The sequence below is a fragment of the Streptomyces sp. BBFR51 genome (assembly GCF_044591655.1).
Classification (GTDB): Bacteria; Actinomycetota; Actinomycetes; order Streptomycetales; family Streptomycetaceae; genus Streptomyces.
Window position 1 is genome coordinate 2623211 of the sequence record NZ_CP172448.1, and the last position, 16820, is coordinate 2640030.

Consider the following 16820-nt stretch of genomic DNA (forward strand, 5'->3'; position numbering starts at 1 on the left):
CCGGGTTTTCGGCCCTGCCGGCTCTCCGAGCGGGCCGGTTCGCCCTTCGGGTTGCCCCGCAGTCCGCGCTCAAACGGCGCACGGCGCGCGCCGACCGCGTACCGGTGGGAAAATACGCTTGCGCACCGAGCCGGTCCCCTCCCGACAATGCCGGACATGACCTGGACCGTCGCCCCGGAACCGTACGACTCCCCCGTCGCCGCCGCCCTGTGGCGCGCGTACTACACGGAGGTGAGCGACCGCTGGTACCAGCTGCACGAGGGGCGGCCCACCGACCCCGGCGAGCTGGAGCGGGAGATCGCCGCACACTCCGGTGCCGACCTCGTGCCGCCCCGGGGGCGCCTGCTCGTCGCGCGGTACGGCGGTGAACCGGCCGGCACCTCCGGCGTACGGCTGCTGGACGACACCACCGCGGAGCTGACCCGGGTGTTCCTGTACGACGGGCTGCGCGGCCGGGGCGGCGCCGCGCTGCTGGTGGCGGCCGCCGAGGACGTGGCACGGTCGCTCGGCGCCGGGCGCATCGTCCTCGACACGCGCGGCGACCTCGTCGAGGCCCGTGCCCTGTACGCGCGCCTCGGCTACACCGAGACCGAGGCGTACAAGGAAGATCCGTACGCCGAGCACTGGTTCGTCAAGGAGCTGCGGCGCGAGGGCTGACGGAGCCGGGGGCCACGGAGCACGGGGCTCAGCCGGCCCGCGCCGGGGTGCGCCCCTCGTGCGGGCGTTCCCGCTCCGAGCCGCACAGTTCGCCGGTCAGCTCCCGCACGAGGCGCACCAGGTCGGTCGGGCGGTCCGGGCCCCACCAGTCGCCGAGCAGCTCGGCGAGCGACTCCTCCCGGGCCAGCGCCAGCCGCTCGGCGACTTCGCGGCCCCGGGCGGTGAGGACCAGGTCGGGGCCCTCACGGACGGCGAGGTGCCGCTCCTCCACCTCGCGGGCGGCCGCCATCACGGTGGCCAGCGGGACGGGGCTGCGCTCCGCCAGTACGGCCGGCTCGACCCGGCCGTACTTCCTGACCCGCAGCAGCATCCAGCTCGACGCCGGCAGCAGATCGTAGCCCGCCCGCGCGGTGATCCTGCGGTAGATCTCCCGGCGGCCCTCACGGGTGCCGAGGACCGACAGGGCGCGGCACACCTCGTCGTGGGAGGACCGTTCCACCGGGTTGCTGGCGAGGGTCTGGGTGGCGTCCGGGGCCGTGACCGAGCCGCGCAGCCGGTCCTCCTTCAGGAACCAGGCCAGCAGGAAGGCGAGGAGGGCGACGGGGGCGGCGTACAGGAACACCTGGGTGATGGAGGAGGCGTAGGCGTGGATCGCCTCGGGGCGCAGCGCGGGCGGCAGGGCGCCGATGCCGCGCGGGTCGGCCTTGAGGGTGTCCACGGAGATGCCGGGCGGCAGGGCGGTGCCCCGGAAGGCGTCCGCGAGCTGGTCGCCGAGGCGGCTCGCGAAGATCGTGCCGAAGATGGCCACGCCGAACGACGCGCCGATGGACCGGAAGAAGGTCGCGCCGGACGTGGCGACGCCCAGGTCCTCGTAGGGCACGGCGTTCTGCACGATGAGGACGAGGACCTGCATCACCAGGCCGAGACCCAGGCCGAAGACGAAGAAGTAGACGCTCATCTCGGCGGTGGCGCTGTTCTCGTCGAGCTGGTGCAGCAGGAGCAGCCCGAGGGTGGTGACGGCGGTGCCCGCGACGGGGAACACCTTCCAGCGGCCGGTACGGCTGACGATCTGCCCGGAGACGGTCGACGCCAGCAGCAGGCCGAACACCATCGGCAGCATGTACACACCGGAGATGGTGGGGCTCACGCCCCGCACGACCTGGAGGAACGTCGGCAGGTACGTCATCGCGCCGAACATCGCGAAGCCGATGACGAAGCTGATGACGGCGGAGAGGGTGAAGGTGCGGACGCGGAAGAGCTTGAGGGGCAGGACGGGTTCGGCCGCCCTGCGCTCCACGGCCACGAAGAACACGGCCAGGACGACCGCGGCCACCGCCAGCCCGATGATCTGCGGGGAGCCCCAGGCCCAGGTCGTGCCGCCGAGCGAGGCCACCAGTACGAGGCAGGTGGCGACGGAGGCGATGAGGAGGGTGCCGAGGTAGTCGATGACGTGCCGGGCGGCCCGGCGCGGGATGTGCAGGACCGCCGCGATCACGGCGAGCGCGACGATGCCGATGGGCAGGTTGATGTAGAAGACCCAGCGCCAGCTGAGGTGTTCGGTGAAGACTCCGCCGAGCAGGGGCCCGAGCACGCTGGTGGCACCGAAGACCGCACCGAACAGCCCCTGGTAGCGGCCTCGTTCGCGGGGCGGGACCAGGTCGCCGACGATCGCCATCGACAACACCATCAGCCCGCCGCCGCCCAGGCCCTGAAGGGCGCGGAAGGCGATCAGCTCCGGCATGCTCTGCGCCACGCCGCACAGCGCGGAGCCGACCAGGAAGATCCCGATCGCCAGCTGGAACAGCTTCTTGCGTCCGTACTGGTCGCCGAGCTTGCCCCACAGCGGGGTCGCGGCGGTCGCCGCCAGCAGGTACGCGGTGACCACCCAGGACAGGTGCTCGAGGCCGCCCAGATCGCTGACGATGGTCGGCAGCGCCGTCGACACGATGGTCTGGTCGAGTGCGGCGAGCAGCATGCCGAGGAGCAGGGCTCCGATGGAGACGAGCACGCCACTGGAGACCTGCTCCCGGCCCTCCCCCGACCCCTCGGACGCGGGACCCGCCGGGTCCGTCGCCTCGCGCACATCTCCGGCCATGTGGACCTCCACAGGTGTCTCGTGCGGGTCCCACCCGTGGCCCACGGCGGACACGGGTGCGGTCGCGCACGTCCATCCTGGCCGGTGTGACCGAATTTGGCCCTTTCAGTCCTGCGGAAGTCCGCATTCCGGGGGCGTGTGCGCGGAAGTGTGGAGAAGATCTGCATAATCTCTGGAGTTCGCGAGGGGAGTCGCGAGGGGAGGGACGAACGCGTGGAACAGCAGAATGAGCCGTCGCAGGAGCAGCCTGCGGGGGCATCGTGCCCGGAGTGCGGCACACCCAGGGCGGCGGACAACACCCCGTCCTGCGCCTGCGGAACCCGGGCGTCCGACGCCCTGCGCGACGCGCGTACGGCCCAGGCGGCCGCGGCGGAGGACTTCGATCCGCTGCGCATACGGCCGTACGTCGAGCTGGACGGGGCGGCCGGGGAGCCTTCGGAGTCGGCAAAGGCGACGGAGGCGGCTGAGGCGGCTGAGGCGGCTGAGGCGCTGGATTCGCCGGGTGACTCGGCGGACGAGGGGCCCTCGCCGGCGACCCCGGCTGCGGCTGCGGCTGCGGCTGCCATAGAGGCCGGGACGCCCGCGCCGGACCCGGACGCCACGATGACGCTGCGCGCGGTCGATGCCGGTGCCGATCCGTCCGTAGCGGCACCCGGAGCGGCATCCGGCGAAGGCACGGAGGCGGACCCCGTACTGCCGACGCCCCTCGCTCCCTCGACCGGCTCGCCCAGCGCGCACGACCTGCGCCTGTTCGAGTCCTCCGCCACCGCGCCCCTCCCGTCCGTGACTCCGGACCCGGACGGTGCGCGCGGTGCGGACGGCGGCGGACGGCCGCCGCGCAGGCGGCGCAAGGGCGTACTGCTCAGCGCCGCGGGAGCGGTCGTGGTCGTGGTGGGCGCGGCGGGATTCGCGAGCGGGCTGTTCTCGTACGAGACGCCGTCGCGGGACGGGGCGATGCCGGACGAGGTCCGGGCCGGCGTGCCGGCCCCGTCGACCGGCGCGGCCTCGCGGAGCGCCGAACCGAGCGCGTCCTCCGCCCCGTCGTCCCCTTCCGCCTCCCCGTCGCCCTCCGCCTCCGTGTCCCCGTCCGCGTCCGTCGGCGCGAGCGCCTCGGCCTCGCCGTCCCCGTCGGCATCGAGCGCCTCGCCCACACCGTCCCGGTCGGCCGAGCCGACGCAGACCACCACCGCGCCGGCCGAGGACGCCCCGCAGGAGACCGAGGACGACGATCAAGACCGTGACGGGGGCCCCACGCTGCACCGCGGCGACCAGGGTCCGGAGGTCGTCGAACTCCAGCAGCGCCTCGCCGAGAAACGCTTCTACAGCGGCGACTTCAACGGCGACTACAACCGCCAGGTCGAGGACTCGGTCCGCCATTACCAGTGGTACCGCGGCATCTACTCCGACGACCTCGGCGTCTACGGCTCGGACACCCGCCGCAGACTCGAGTCGGAGACGCGGGAGCCGTAGCCGCAGGGGCCGTGGACGCGGAAGCCGTAGCCGCAGGGGCCGTAACCGCAGGGGCCGTAACCGCAGGCGCCGTGGACGCGGAAGCCGTAACCGCAGGCGCCGTAACCGCAGGGGCCGTGGACGCGGGAGCCGTAACCGCAGGAGCCGTGGACGCGGGAGCCGTAACCGCAGGAGCCGTGGACGCGGGAGCCGTAACCGCAGGAGCCGTGGACGCGGGAGCCGTAACCGCAGGAGCCGTGGACGCGGGAGCCGTAACCGCAGGAGCCGTGGACGCGGGAGCCGTAACCGCAGGAGCCGTGGACGCGGGAGCCGTAACCGCAGGAGCCGTGGACGCGGGAGCCGTGGGCTCCGGAAGGGTGGGCGCCGGAGCCCGTAGCGCGGCCGTCAGCCGATGTGCAGACGCAGCCCGCCGTCCCCGCCGTCCGGGTCCGCCTCGACCCGCACCCGGGTCAGGTCCTCCACGACCACGTCCGGCCCGTGGAACCCGGCGCGCGGTCCGACCCCCACGACGCGCATCCCGGCGGCGCGCGCGGCCGCGATGCCGGCGCCGGAGTCCTCGAAGGCGATGCAGTCGGCGGGGGCGATGCCCAGTTCGGCGGCGCCCTTGAGGAAGCCCTCGGGGTCGGGCTTGCTGGCGCCGACCGACTCGGCGGTGACCCGGACGTCGGGCTGTGCGAGCCCGGCGGCGGCCATCCGCGCGGTGGACAGCGCCACGTCGGCCGACGTCACCAGGGCGTGCGGCAGGCCGCGCAGCGAGGCGAGGAAGCCGGCCGCCCCGGGGATCGCGACGACGCCCTCGGTGTCGGCGGTCTCCTCGGCGAGCATGCGCGCGTTGTCGGCGTGGTTGTGCTCCATGGGCCGGTCCGGCAGCAGCAGCGCCATCGAGGCGTAGCCCTGGCGTCCGTGGACGACCTTCATGACCTCGTCGCCGTCCAGCCCGTGCCGGCCGGCCCAGCGCCGCCAGACGCGCTCGACGGCGGCGTCCGAGTTGACGAGGGTGCCGTCCATGTCGAGCAGCAGGGCACGGGCGGGCAGAACGGTGGTGGCGGTGGCCGTCATCGGCAGACTCCAAGGCGCGGGGAGGAAACAAGGCGGCCCCGCCCGCCGGTCAGGGAGAACGGGCGGGAGCCACTTTGTTCACCCACGGTACAAAACCAACCGGGGATCGCGCCACCGGGCCGCCCGGTCGTTCACCCGCCGTTCAGCCCCGACGCCGTCCCGCACCCGCCAACGGGGCTCATCGCCGGGGCCGCCACGTGCCGGCGCTCAGCCGGCGATCGCCTCCCACAGGCTCCACACGCCCAGGCCCAGCATGAGCAGCGCCGCGACCTTCGTGATCAGCCGCAGCGGCACCCGCTTCATCAGGGCCTTCCCGCCGACGATGCCGAGCCCGGCCACCGCCCACAGCGCGAGCACCGCGCCGAGGCCGACGGAGAGCGGGTCGTCGTAACGGGCCGCGAGGTTGGCCGTCATGATCTGCGTCAGGTCACCGAACTCGGCGACGAGGATGAGCATGAAGCCCGCCCCGGCGACCTTCCAGAAGGACTGGTCCTCCGGCTTGCGGACCTCCTCGTCCTCGTCGTCCTTCTTCATCAGCAGCACGGCGGCGCCGCCCAGGAACAGCACACCGGTCAGCGCGTGCACGATCTGCTGGGGCAGCAGGGTCAGCACACTGCCGGCCGCGACCGCGAGCACGACGTGCAGGAGGAAGGCGGCGGCCACACCGGCGAAGACGTACGAGGCGCGGTAGCGGGTGCCGAGGACGAGGCCGGCGAGCGCGGTCTTGTCCGGCAGTTCGGCGAGGAAGACGACACCGAAGACGAGCGCCGTCACGGTCAGGCTGATCAAGATTCCTCAATCGGTCGGGGCCGCCCCACCGAGAGTGCTGGTTCCCGCGGACTTCACCACGTCCGCGTCGCGTGACACCTCGGCACGGCAGCACACGGTCCACCCCTGCCGTACGGCACGGGCGTGCACTGCTTGCCGAAGGTCTCGCTGGCCGGCCCCGCGTGCGAGGTCTGCCTCCGGGCGCCGGCTCAGACGAGCTGAGCAGTATGTCGACGGTCCCGGCGAAGAGCTACTCCCCTTCTGCGCCGTCCATAGTACGCGAGCCGGCGACCGGTCCCGCGGGCCGAAAGTCCCGTCGCGCGTATAGACGTGCCATGCACACGTCACTAGCTTCTTACCGACCGCACATCTGTGCGCCATGCGGCGTCGCGAGCATTCCCCTGCCCGCGTCCCAACACCCCCACACCCAAAGGGAGTTCGCATGCCGAAGTTCTACGCGCGTCGACGCCTCGGTTTCCTCGCCGCGTTCACCGGGCTCATAGCCTCCGCCGGGCTCCTCAACGGCCCGGCCGCCTCCGCCGCCCTCCCCACGCCGGTCAGCGCCGCCACCGCCCGCACCTACCTCGCCTCCCTCACCGTGAAGACGGAGAGCCGTACCGGCTACGACCGCGACCTCTTCCCGCACTGGATCACCCAGTCCGGCTCCTGCAACACCCGCGAGACCGTCCTCAAGCGCGACGGCTCGGGCGTCGTCACCGACTCCTCCTGCGCCGCCACCAAGGGCAGCTGGTACTCCCCCTACGACGGCGCCACCTGGTCCGCCTCCGGCGACGTCGACATCGACCACCTGGTCCCGCTCGCCGAGGCCTGGGACTCCGGCGCCGGCTCCTGGACCACCTCGCGGCGCCAGTCCTTCGCCAACGACCTGACCCGCCCCCAGCTCCTCGCGGTCACCGACAACGTCAACCAGTCCAAGGGCGACCAGGACCCGGCCACCTGGATGCCCTCGCGCAGCGCCTACCGCTGCACGTACGTCCGCGCCTGGGTCCAGGTGAAGTACTACTACGACCTCTCGGTCGACTCCGCCGAGAAGTCGGCCCTGCAGGGCTACCTCGCGAACTGCTGACGCCCCGTCCAACAACTGTTCGGTGCGGAACCTCCCCGCCGGCCTCCGTCGTTCCGTACCGTACGGGGCGACGGAGGAGGGAATCACACCGTGGCCGATCTGCGCCTGGGACCACTGCTGAGGTACACCGACGGTTCGTGCGCGACCGTCTGGGTCGAGACGAACCGGCCCTGCACCGCCGAGGTGCGCTGCGCCGACGGCGCCCGGGGCACGGCCCGCACCTTCCAGGTCGCGGGTCACCACTACGCCCTGGTCCCGGTGAGCGGCCTGACCCCGGGCACGGCCACGGAGTACGAGGTGCTGCTCGACGGGGCGGGCGTGTGGCCACCGCCCGACTCGCCGTTCCCGCCCTCGGTGATCGCCACGCCCACGGAGGAGGACGGCATACGCGTCGCCTTCGGCTCCTGCCGCTGGGCCGCACCGCCCGCCGGCGGCAAGGACGAGGTGGGCCCCGACGCCCTGGACACCCTCTCCGCCCGCATGGCGGCCGACCCCGGGGGCGCGCGGCCCGACGTACTCCTGCTGCTCGGCGACCAGGTGTACGCCGACGAGGTCTCCGACGCCACGCGCCACTGGATCGCCGGCCGCCGCGACCTGGCCGAGCCTCCCGGCGAGCAGGTCGCCGACTACGAGGAGTACACCCGCCTCTACTACGAGTCCTGGCTCGACCCCGAGGTGCGCTGGCTGCTGTCCACCGTGCCCAGCTGCATGATCTTCGACGACCACGACGTCATCGACGACTGGAACACCTCCGCGGCCTGGCTCGCCGACATGCGGGCCACGGAGTGGTGGCAGGAGCGGCTGCTGAGCGGGCTGATGTCCTACTGGGTGTACCAGCAGCTGGGGAACCTCTCCCCGGACGAGCTGGCCGCCGACCCGCTCTACGCCGCCCTCCGCGAGACCCCGGACGGCACCGACGCCCTGCGCGCCTTCGCCAAGCAGGCCGACGCCGACCCGGCCTCCGTCCGCTGGAGCTACCGGCGCGACTTCGGCCGCACCCGGGTGCTGATGGTGGACTCCCGCGCGGCCCGCGTGCTGGAGGAGGACCGCCGCACGATGCTCGATCCGGGCGAGGCCGCCTGGCTGCGCGAGCAGATCCTGGACGAGCGGGACTCCTACGACCACCTGCTGATCGGCACCTCCCTGCCCTGGCTGCTGCCCCACCTGGTGCACGACGTGGAGACGTGGAACGCCGCGATGTGCGGCGGCGAGCGGGGGGCACGCTGGGCGCGGCGCGGGGAGCGGATCCGGCGCGGGGCCGACCTCGAGCACTGGGCCGCCTTCCCGTCGTCCTTCGACGCCCTCGCCGACCTGATCGCCGAGGCCGGTTCCGGGCCGGGGGCGCCCGCGACGGTGAGCGTGCTGTCGGGCGACGTGCACCACGCCTACGTGGCCGAGCCGTCCTGGCCGGGGCGTGCGCCCGACGCGCGGGTGGCACAGCTGACCTGCTCCCCCGTCCACAACTCCGTGCCGCTCTCGATCCGCCTCGGCTTCCGCTTCGGCTGGAGCGCTCCGGCGCGCGCCCTCGGGCGGCGCGTCCTCCGGCACGGACGCTGCACACCGTCGGCGGTGAGCTGGCGCAGGACGGGCGGCCCCTGGTTCGGCAACCAGATCATGACGCTGACCCTGCGGGGACGGTCGGCGCGGCTGCGCCTGGAACAGGCCCGGACCGACCGCGACGGGACGACGACACTGCGGACGGCCACGGATCGCGAGCTGGCGTAGGCCGGCACGGCATCGGGCCGGTGTCGACCGGCATCGATCCGCATCGATCTGCATCGACCGGCATCGACCGGCATGGAACGGCATGGGTCCCGGGTATGAATTGAGACACATCCGTGGCCCGCGCCGCGGGCGTGGGAGCGCTCCCACCTGGAACGGCGACGGCGGCGGGAAGGTGACTGCACGTCAGCCTATGGCTAAATGTTGAACTTGCAAGTACTCATTAGGCGCACCTAACGTGGGCAGCCCACTCGGTTCCGTCCCCCACCGGCCCACCCCGGCCGGTCGACCGAAGGAGCACCCCCACATGTCCGGACGCCTCAACAGCGCCCAGCCCTACGTATTCGGCTTGTTCCGCATAGTCGTCAGCCTGCTCTTCGCCTGCCACGGCGCCGCCTCGCTCTTCGGCGTCCTCGGCGGCGCCGCGGGAAGCGGCGGCACGATCGACGCCGGTACCTGGCCGGGCTGGTACGCGGCGGTGATCCAGCTGGTCGGCGGCGGCCTCGTCCTGCTGGGCCTCGGCACCCGCCCGGCAGCGCTCATCTGCTCCGGCTCGATGGCCTACGCGTACTTCAAGGTGCACCAGCCGGGCGCCCTGTGGCCGATGGAGAACGGCGGCGAGGCCCCCGCCATGTTCTGCTGGGCCTTCCTGCTGCTCGCCTTCACCGGTTCCGGCGCCTTCGGCCTGGACCGGCTCTTCGCCCGGCGTACGGCCGAGCAGGAGCGCACCGCTCCGGAGCGGCAGACGCCGGTCGCGGCCTGACCGGACCGCCACAGCGGTGCCCAGCGCGGTGGGCGGTGCTCTCCCGGCCGGGGGCACCGCTGGCGCGCTTCGCGCGCAGGTGCTTCACCGTCAGGCGTTTTGCGAGCAGGTGTGAAGACATCACCGGGGTGAACGCCCCGTGCCGAACACACAAGCCCCCTGTGAACCCACTGTCACACCCCGGGCGTACGCTGTATGGCTGTCATAGGCCGCTCCTGCCGTCCCCGCGTCTCGCGGCATGGTCTGGCCCACGGGGGAGTTACGGGGAGTTGTGGTGGCCGAGAGTCTGGGAAGTATCGCGTCGCTGGTCAGCAGCCCATGGATCTATGCGCTGGTGGCTGTTTCGGTGCTCCTCGACATCTTTCTGCCGGTGCTGCCGAGCGGTGTCCTGGTGATCACGGCGGCCACGGCGGCGGCCGCGGGTTCGGGAGCAGCGGCTGCCGGACGGGTGCCGCAGGACGTCCCCGACATCCTGGTCCTCACGCTCTGCGCGGCGACCGCCTCCGTCCTCGGCGACCTCGCGGTGTACCGCCTCGCCTGGCGCGGCGGGGCACGGCTGGACCGCGCGATCGCCCGTTCCCGGCGGCTGACCACCGCGCAGGAACGTCTCGGCGGTGCCCTCGCCCGCGGTGGCGGCGCCCTCGTCGTCCTGGCCCGTTTCGCCCCGGCCGGCCGATCGGTCGTCTCGCTGGTCGCCGGCTCGGCCCATCGCCGGATCCGCGAGTTCCTCCCCTGGTCGGCCCTCGCCGGGCTCGCCTGGGCCGCCTACAGCGTCGCCCTCGGCTACTTCGGCGGCCAGTGGCTGGGCGCGACCTGGCTGGCGACGGCCGTGTCGCTGGTGGCGCTCTTCGGCGCCGGGGCGGGCGCGGCCTACCTGATGCGACGCCAGCCCCGGACGACTGAGGCGTCGTAGCGACGGAGGCCTCGGGGCGCGCGCGTAGAGCCGCGAGCGGCGGGCGTCACTCGGCGAGTGGGAGACGGGCGACGGGCGGGACGGGTCGCAGCACGACCGGCGACCGGCGCCATTGTCACGCGGCCCGGGTGAAGCCACCGGTGCGCCCAGGGGCCGACGGCGCGCGGAAGCATGCCAAGACAGGGACAGGGACAGGGAGGGGGACGGGCACGAGGACGACGGCGAGGACCCGGGGACCGGAGGCGCGGCGGCACCGGTTGGCGTCAGGACGCCCGGCGTGCGGCGGCGCCTCCTCGTATCTCCAGGCCGGCCAGCAACTCGGCCGTGGCCTCGGCGACGGCCTCGACGGCCTGCTCGAAGACCTCCTGATTGTGCGCGGCGGGCGCGCGGAATCCGGAGACCTTGCGCACGTACTGAAGGGCGGCGGCCCTGATCTCGTCCTCGGTGGCCTCCTCGGGCAGCGCGGGCGGACGCAGTGTCTTGATGCTGCGGCACATGACGTCAGTCTCCTCTCTCCAGGTCGACCCGCCAGTCGTTCGACCTGATCCAGTGGCCCTTCGGATACTCGAAGTCGGCCTGTCCGAGCAGGGTGAACCCGGCCCCTCGGCAGACCGCGTTGGATGCGGCGTGGTCGACGCTCGGGAACGCGTGCAGATACCGGTGGGACCCGGCGGCTCGGGCCGCCTCTCTCAGGGCGAGGGCCGCCCGTACGGCCAGCCCTCTCCCCTGGAACTCGGACAGGACCGCCCACCCGGTCTCCCAGACCTCGGTGTCCTGCCAGGTCCGCTGCCAGTACCCGATGGAGCCGACGGTCTCGCCGCCGTCCGCAAGCGTCACCCGGTACATCCGCCCCGACCGCAGCTCCACGTAACGCCGGTGCCGGGCCGTGAGCTGCTCCTCTGTCTCCGGGCCGCCGAGGTGCGCGGTCATCTCCGGGCTGTTGGTCCTGCGCAGCAGCCACAGATCCCCCTCCGCCCAGGGGACCAGGCACACCCGCTCCCCGCCCGCTCCGGTCCGCTCGTCCACGCCGTCCATGTCTTTCACCGTAGGGCAGGGGTCTGACAGTGGGTCCTGGTCCCAGCGCCATCCTTTCGCGTGAACCGCCGAAGGGAACGCGCGCCTCAAAATCGAACAGGCGTATCATTGGAACGTGGCTACGACCTATGATTTCCCCAGTGATCTCCTCGCCGGTCAGGAGGAACTGCATCAGGTCCGGGCCGAGCTGTCGGTCCTGCTGAAGAGGCTTCCCTGGTCCGTCGAGCCCCTCGACGGATTCAGCGACGACAACGGCTGGCGCAAGATCGAGCGCCCGGCCTCGCCCGGCTGGTCCGCGGACGAACAGGCGGAGGTCGAGAAGCTCCGACAGCGCGAGCGCGAGCTGGCCGTGTTCGTCAGCACGCATCGGTACTGGTCGGAGATGACCGGCCCCGACCAGGTGAGCGCCAGATCGGAACTGAAACGCGCCCACGAGGTCCCGCTTCCCCAGCCCTCGCCCGGGGACGCCTGAGGCGTGCAGGAGAGGTGTCCGGGGAAGTCGCGAACGGGCGGCACGCGAAAGGCCCCCGGAAGAACTCCGGGGGCCCTCGCACCGACGACGACGGCGCCGGTCCTGGTGGGCGCGGACGGTTTCGAACCGCCGACATCCTGCTTGTAAGGCAGGCGCTCTACCCCTGAGCTACGCACCCAGGACGAGTCGACAGCCTACATGGCCCCGAGCACTGCCCGGCAAACGTGTGGGCGCCGTGCTCCGGCCGGGGGTTAACCCCACCTTCGTTCCGGTAGTGGCCCGGATCCCCGCGGGCGCCCGTGCTCCGTACGGTCGAAGAGCCTCGTCGAAAAGGGTGTCTCCGGTACTGCGGAGAGTCCCTGGCGCGGCCCTCGTCGTCCGCTCCAGGGGGAGACCGTCATGCCCGCCCGTACCGTTCCCGTCCGCGCGTTCGCCGCCGCCGGCACCGTCGCCGTTCTCGTCGCGGGCCTGAGCGCCTGCGCCTCCGCCTCGGACGACAAGGACCCCGAGCACCGGTCGTTCGCACTCCAGGGCAGCACGCTCACCGTCGACTCCGACGACTCCGCCCTGGAGATCGTCGCCTCGGACGACCAGGCGTCCGGGAAGATCGAGGTCACCCGGTGGTTCTCCGGGTCGGTCGCCGTCGGCTCGGATCCCGAGGTGACCTGGAAGATGGACGGCGACAAGCTGGTGCTGCGGATGCACTGCTCCGGCGTGGTCGCCGACTGCGCCGCCAAGCACCGCGTCGAGGTGCCGCGGGGCGTCGCCGTCAAGGTGAAGGACGGGGACGGCAGCGTACGGGCGCGAGGGTTCCGGGACGCCCTGAACATCCACACCGGCGACGGGTCCGTGCACGTCACCGACTCGACCGGACCGCTCGAGCTGCGCACCGGTGACGGTTCCGTGCGCGCGGAGGTCTCCTCCCGCCGGGTGAGCACCCACACCAACGACGGCTCCGTGCGTCTCGAACTCGGCACCGTTCCCGACCTGGTGGAGTCCCGCAGCGGCGACGGCTCCGTGACGATCACCCTGCCCCGGGCCACGTACAAGGTGTCGACGAAGACCGGTGACGGCGGGGTCGACGTGTCCGTGCCGCGGGACGACGTGAGCGCCCACGTGGTGAACGCCCGGACCGGTGACGGCAAAGTCACGGTCCGAACCGCGAACTGACTGGCCCGTGTGTTCGTTCCTTACGGGTGGGAGAATGAACCCGGGCAGGACGGACGACACGGGAGAGGGATGTGACGGGCACACCATCGCAGCCGTACTCGCCGATGGTGGCGCGCGCCCAGCGCCTGCCGCACCGCCCCCACCGCCGCCCGCCCGGGGCGGTCCGTGACACGCTCACCCTGATGGGCCTGCCGCTCCTCGCCGTGCTCGCACTGCCCGCCGCGTTCGCCGGGGGCGGTACGCGGCGCTGGTTCGGCGGGCGGGCCGAGAGCCAGCGGGCCGAGGCACAGACCGCGAAGGACGACGCGGCGGCCGCGTTCTACGAGCTGGACACCGCGCAGCGGGACCTGCGGATCTCGATAGAGACGATCGCGGCCGTCGACTCCTCCCCAGCCGCCCGGCGCGCGGTCACCGATTTCGAGGCACTCGGCCGGCGCATCGACGAGGCCAGCCATCAGTACATCAGCGCCGTCGACGCCCACGACCTGGACCGGGACGACCTGGAGGCCTCGGCCGCCGCCCACGCCCGCACCGAACTGTCCGCCGCGAAGAACGAGCTGGGCCGGGTCAAGCAGGAACTGGACCGCTTCGCCGAGGGCCTGGGCCCGCTGCTCGGCAAGGCCGAGACCCAGCTGGCTCGGCTGGCGCCCGCCGTCGAGCGCGCCCGGCAGGCCCTGCTCGCCGCCTCCAACGCCCTGGACGCCGCGCGTGGATCCGGGCTGCAGGCGGACGACCTCGCCGCCCGTCTCGCCACCCTCGGCCCGGAGCTGACCCGGCTGAACCAGGGCGCGGGACAGCACGGAGTGCCCCAGACCCTCGAGCGTGCCGAACGGGTCACCCGCGAGGCCGAGGCCGTACGCACCGAGGCCGATCGGCTGCCCGAACGCGCTGCCGAGATCGGCCACCGCCTGGTCTCCCTGCGCACCCGCGCCCAGGCCCTGACCACCCGGACCGAGCAGGTCGAGCCGGTACTGAGCGAACTGCGGCGCAGGTTCACCGCCGCCTGCTGGCAGGACCTCCAGCAGGTGCCGGACCAGGCCACCGAATCGGTCCGGCAGGCCGAGCGGAAACTCGCCGAGGCGCAGACCGCCCGCGACGAGCAGCGCTGGCCCGACGCCACCGCCCTGCTGTCGACGGTGCGAGCCCTGCTGAACTCGACCGACGAGGCCGTCTCGGCGGCCGGTGACCGGCTGCGGCAGCTCAACGCCGTGCAGAAGGACCCGCAGCAGGAGATCGAGCGCACCCGCTTCGCGATCCGCGACGCCCAGCGCCTGGCCATGGCCGGACGCAACACCCCCGACCCCCGTGACGCGCGCCCGCTCGACGAGGCGGTGGCCCGGCTGGAACGGGCGATCACCACGCTGGAGGGCCGGCACCCCGACTACTGGCACTTCCTGACGGAGACGGAAGCGGTCCGGCAGACGGTGGCCCACGTGGTCACCCAGATCCGTGAGGAGCGCGGGGCCGGTCACTGACCCTGCCGGTTAACCTGTGCGCATGCCTCGTTACGAGTACCGCTGCCGAAGCTGTGGCGACACCTTCGAACTGAGCCGTCCCATGGCCGAGTCCTCCGCTCCCGCCGCCTGTCCGGCCGGCCACGACGACACGGTGAAGCTGCTGTCGACGGTCGCGGTCGGCGGCTCGGCCTCCGCATCCGCGCCGACCCCCTCGCCGGGAGGCGGAGGCGGTGGCGGCTGCTGCGGTGGCGGCTGCTGCAGCTGAGATCAGCTCCCCTCAGCCCCCTTCAGCTCCCGAGATAGCGCAGGACCGCCAGCACTCTGCGTGAATAGCCCTCACCTCCGGTCAGCTCCAGCTTGTCGAAGATCGCGTTGGTGTGCTTTTCCACCGCGCTCTGCGAGATGTGCAGCCGACGGGCGATCGCCGCGTTGGTGTGGCCCTGCGCCATCTCGGCCAGCACGTCCCGCTCCCGCACGGTGAGCCGGGCGAGCAGGTCGGTGTGCGTCGTGCGGCCGAGCAGCTGACGGACGACCTCCGGATCGAACGCGGCGCGCCCGGCGGCCACCCGCTCCAGCGCGTCAAGGAACTCGTCGACCTGGACCACCCGGTCCTTGAGCAGATATCCGACTCCTTCCGTCTCCCCGGTGAGCAGCTCGGTCGCGTACCGCTTCTCGACGTACTGCGAGAGCACCAGCACCCCGACCTGCGGCCAGCGCTCGCGTATCTCCAGGGCCGCGCGCAGGCCCTCGTCCGTGTGCGTGGGCGGCATCCGGACGTCGGCGACGACCACGTCCGGCGGATCTTCGGCGACCGCCTTCAGCAGCAGCTCGGCATTGCCGACAGCCGCGAGCACCTCGTGACCTTCTTCCGCCAGCAGCCGCACCAGCCCCTCCCTGAGCAGGGTCGAGTCCTCGGCGAGGATCACCCGCATGGCAGCTCCGCGGCCACGATGGTGGGCCCGCCCGGCGGGCTGAGCACGCTGAGGCTGCCGTCGAGGGCGGCGACGCGCCGGGCGAGCCCGAACAGTCCGCTGCCGGCGGCGTTCGCCCCGCCGCAGCCGTCGTCCTGCACGCTCACGTACATCCGTTCCTCCTCCGCTCTGACGGCGACGCTTATACGGGTCGGCGCCGCGTGCTTGACCGCGTTCGTGACCGCCTCGCAGACCACGAAGTATGCGACGGTCGCCACGGCCTGCTCGGGCTCCTCGGCGAGGTCGTACTCCACCCCCACCGGCACGGAGGCCCGCTCGGCGACCGTCTCCAGGGCCGCGCGCAGCCCGGCCTCGTCCAGCGTGGTCGGATAGATCCGCCAGGCCACCTCGCGCAGCTCGTCCAGGGCACGGCGGCTCTCGTCGTGGGCCTGGCCCAGCAGCCGGTCCCGGCGGTCGGCGTCCTGACTGCGGCGGGCCCGGCCGAGCAGCATGCCGAGGGCGACGAGACGCTGCTGTACACCGTCGTGCAGGTCCCGCTCGATGCGGCGCCGTTCGTCGTTCACCGCGTCGACCACCGCGGCGCGGCTGGCGGACAGCTCGGCGATCCGTCGCTCCAGCTCCTCCTGGTGGCGGGGACCGAGAAAGTGACGGGCCAGCTGCCCCTCCAGTCCGACCACGCCGAATATTCCCTGTACGGCGAGGAACACGAGGAAGAAGCCGCCCAGACTGCCCAGGACGAACGAACCGGGGTCGCGTATGCCGTCCAGCAGGAGCCAGCCGTATATCCCGAAGGTGCCGTACCCGAGGCCGATGGCGGCCGTCAGCATCACCACCCCGCCGAGGACGCCCAGCGCCCAGTGGCAGGCCACGTACCGCAGCGCCCGCACGTCTTCGTACGCGGGTGTGACGCGCAGGTCGAGCCACATCCCCAGCCGGGCCCGCTCCAGCTCCGCCAGTATCCGCGCGCCCGCGAGGACCGGGCGCAGCACGGTACGGCGTCCTTCCGGCCAGGCCGCCACCGGCAGCAGGGCCGCGCCGGCCAGCAGGGCGAAGAGCAGCTCGACGGCGGCCGCGGCGGTCCCCATGATGAGGCCCACCCCGCACCGCACTACTCGTCGCGCCATGTCTCGCATGATCGCGAGGCTAGTCGGGCGCGGTGGTGGCGCACACTGCGGAAAACCGCAATTCCCGCTTGCGGTTCACCGCAGTCGATCCTGCGG

The 16820-nt window shown here is 72.6% G+C and carries 17 protein-coding genes and 1 tRNA gene; 10 read left to right on the forward strand and 8 right to left on the reverse strand.

Going from position 1 to position 16820, the window contains the following annotated elements; translation table 11 throughout:
- Positions 1-156 precede the first annotated feature (156 nt).
- Positions 157-657, forward strand: a complete 501-nt coding sequence (locus ACGH7X_RS11995) for a GNAT family N-acetyltransferase (protein ID WP_399884491.1) — start codon at positions 157-159, stop codon at positions 655-657.
- Positions 658-685: 28 nt separating this feature from the next.
- Here the strand turns inward: ACGH7X_RS11995 and ACGH7X_RS12000 are convergent, their stop codons facing one another.
- Positions 686-2752: a DHA2 family efflux MFS transporter permease subunit gene (locus ACGH7X_RS12000; RefSeq protein WP_399884493.1), complete on the reverse strand. Its 2067-nt coding sequence runs from the start codon at positions 2750-2752 to the stop codon at positions 686-688.
- Between the two features lie 213 nt (positions 2753-2965).
- Here ACGH7X_RS12000 and ACGH7X_RS12005 point away from each other — a divergent pair, with 213 nt between their 5' ends.
- Complete coding sequence (locus tag ACGH7X_RS12005) at positions 2966-4222, forward strand: peptidoglycan-binding protein (RefSeq protein WP_399884495.1); 1257 nt, start codon at positions 2966-2968, stop codon at positions 4220-4222.
- A 384-nt stretch (positions 4223-4606) separates the two neighbouring features.
- Here the strand turns inward: ACGH7X_RS12005 and ACGH7X_RS12010 are convergent, their stop codons facing one another.
- Positions 4607-5281, reverse strand: a complete 675-nt coding sequence (locus ACGH7X_RS12010; RefSeq protein ID WP_399884497.1) for an HAD-IA family hydrolase — start codon at positions 5279-5281, stop codon at positions 4607-4609.
- 207 nt (positions 5282-5488) lie between these two features.
- Positions 5489-6070, reverse strand: coding sequence for a TMEM165/GDT1 family protein (locus ACGH7X_RS12015; RefSeq protein ID WP_399884499.1), 582 nt, complete (start codon positions 6068-6070; stop codon positions 5489-5491).
- A 421-nt stretch (positions 6071-6491) separates the two neighbouring features.
- On the opposite strand from ACGH7X_RS12015, the gene ACGH7X_RS12020 reads away from it, so the two are divergent.
- The 4 genes from ACGH7X_RS12020 to ACGH7X_RS12035 all read left to right on the forward strand — a co-directional run bounded on the left by ACGH7X_RS12020 (position 6492) and on the right by ACGH7X_RS12035 (position 10534).
- Positions 6492-7136 (forward strand): HNH endonuclease family protein, encoded by a 645-nt coding sequence (locus ACGH7X_RS12020; protein ID WP_399884501.1) that lies wholly within the window; start codon positions 6492-6494, stop codon positions 7134-7136.
- Positions 7137-7226: 90 nt separating this feature from the next.
- Positions 7227-8861 (forward strand): alkaline phosphatase D family protein, encoded by a 1635-nt coding sequence (locus ACGH7X_RS12025; protein WP_399884503.1) that lies wholly within the window; start codon positions 7227-7229, stop codon positions 8859-8861.
- A gap of 304 nt (positions 8862-9165) precedes the next feature.
- Positions 9166-9621, forward strand: coding sequence for a DoxX family protein (locus tag ACGH7X_RS12030; protein ID WP_399884505.1), 456 nt, complete (start codon positions 9166-9168; stop codon positions 9619-9621).
- Between the two features lie 274 nt (positions 9622-9895).
- On the forward strand, positions 9896-10534 hold the full coding sequence (locus ACGH7X_RS12035) for a DedA family protein (RefSeq protein ID WP_399884506.1): 639 nt from the start codon (positions 9896-9898) through the stop codon (positions 10532-10534).
- 263 nt (positions 10535-10797) lie between these two features.
- On the opposite strand, the gene ACGH7X_RS12040 is transcribed toward ACGH7X_RS12035, so the two are convergent.
- Positions 10798-11031, reverse strand: coding sequence for a DUF2277 domain-containing protein (locus ACGH7X_RS12040; RefSeq protein ID WP_399884508.1), 234 nt, complete (start codon positions 11029-11031; stop codon positions 10798-10800).
- 4 nt (positions 11032-11035) lie between these two features.
- Positions 11036-11569, reverse strand: coding sequence for a GNAT family N-acetyltransferase (locus tag ACGH7X_RS12045; RefSeq protein ID WP_399884511.1), 534 nt, complete (start codon positions 11567-11569; stop codon positions 11036-11038).
- 115 nt (positions 11570-11684) lie between these two features.
- On the opposite strand from ACGH7X_RS12045, the gene ACGH7X_RS12050 reads away from it, so the two are divergent.
- Entirely contained in the window at positions 11685-12041 is a 357-nt protein-coding gene (locus ACGH7X_RS12050; RefSeq protein ID WP_399884513.1) for a hypothetical protein, read from the forward strand.
- Between the two features lie 103 nt (positions 12042-12144).
- Here ACGH7X_RS12050 and ACGH7X_RS12055 read toward each other — a convergent pair.
- Positions 12145-12219 (reverse strand) — tRNA-Val (locus ACGH7X_RS12055).
- A gap of 221 nt (positions 12220-12440) precedes the next feature.
- Between ACGH7X_RS12055 and ACGH7X_RS12060 the strand changes: the two genes are divergently transcribed.
- The 3 genes from ACGH7X_RS12060 (at position 12441) to ACGH7X_RS12070 (ending at position 14933) form a co-directional block, all read left to right on the forward strand.
- Positions 12441-13211: a DUF4097 family beta strand repeat-containing protein gene (locus ACGH7X_RS12060; RefSeq protein WP_399884515.1), complete on the forward strand. Its 771-nt coding sequence runs from the start codon at positions 12441-12443 to the stop codon at positions 13209-13211.
- A gap of 71 nt (positions 13212-13282) precedes the next feature.
- Entirely contained in the window at positions 13283-14686 is a 1404-nt protein-coding gene (locus ACGH7X_RS12065) for a hypothetical protein (protein WP_399884517.1), read from the forward strand.
- 22 nt (positions 14687-14708) lie between these two features.
- Positions 14709-14933 (forward strand): zinc ribbon domain-containing protein, encoded by a 225-nt coding sequence (locus tag ACGH7X_RS12070; protein ID WP_399884519.1) that lies wholly within the window; start codon positions 14709-14711, stop codon positions 14931-14933.
- Positions 14934-14955: 22 nt separating this feature from the next.
- Here the strand turns inward: ACGH7X_RS12070 and ACGH7X_RS12075 are convergent, their stop codons facing one another.
- Both ACGH7X_RS12075 and ACGH7X_RS12080 read right to left on the reverse strand, forming a co-directional pair.
- Positions 14956-15600, reverse strand: a complete 645-nt coding sequence (locus ACGH7X_RS12075; protein ID WP_399884521.1) for a response regulator — start codon at positions 15598-15600, stop codon at positions 14956-14958.
- Positions 15591-16733 carry a histidine kinase gene (locus ACGH7X_RS12080; protein ID WP_399884523.1) on the reverse strand — a complete coding sequence of 381 codons (1143 nt, stop codon included), beginning with the start codon at positions 16731-16733 and terminating at the stop codon, positions 15591-15593. Before ACGH7X_RS12080 ends, ACGH7X_RS12075 begins: the two co-directional genes overlap by 10 nt.
- Positions 16734-16820 lie beyond the last annotated feature (87 nt).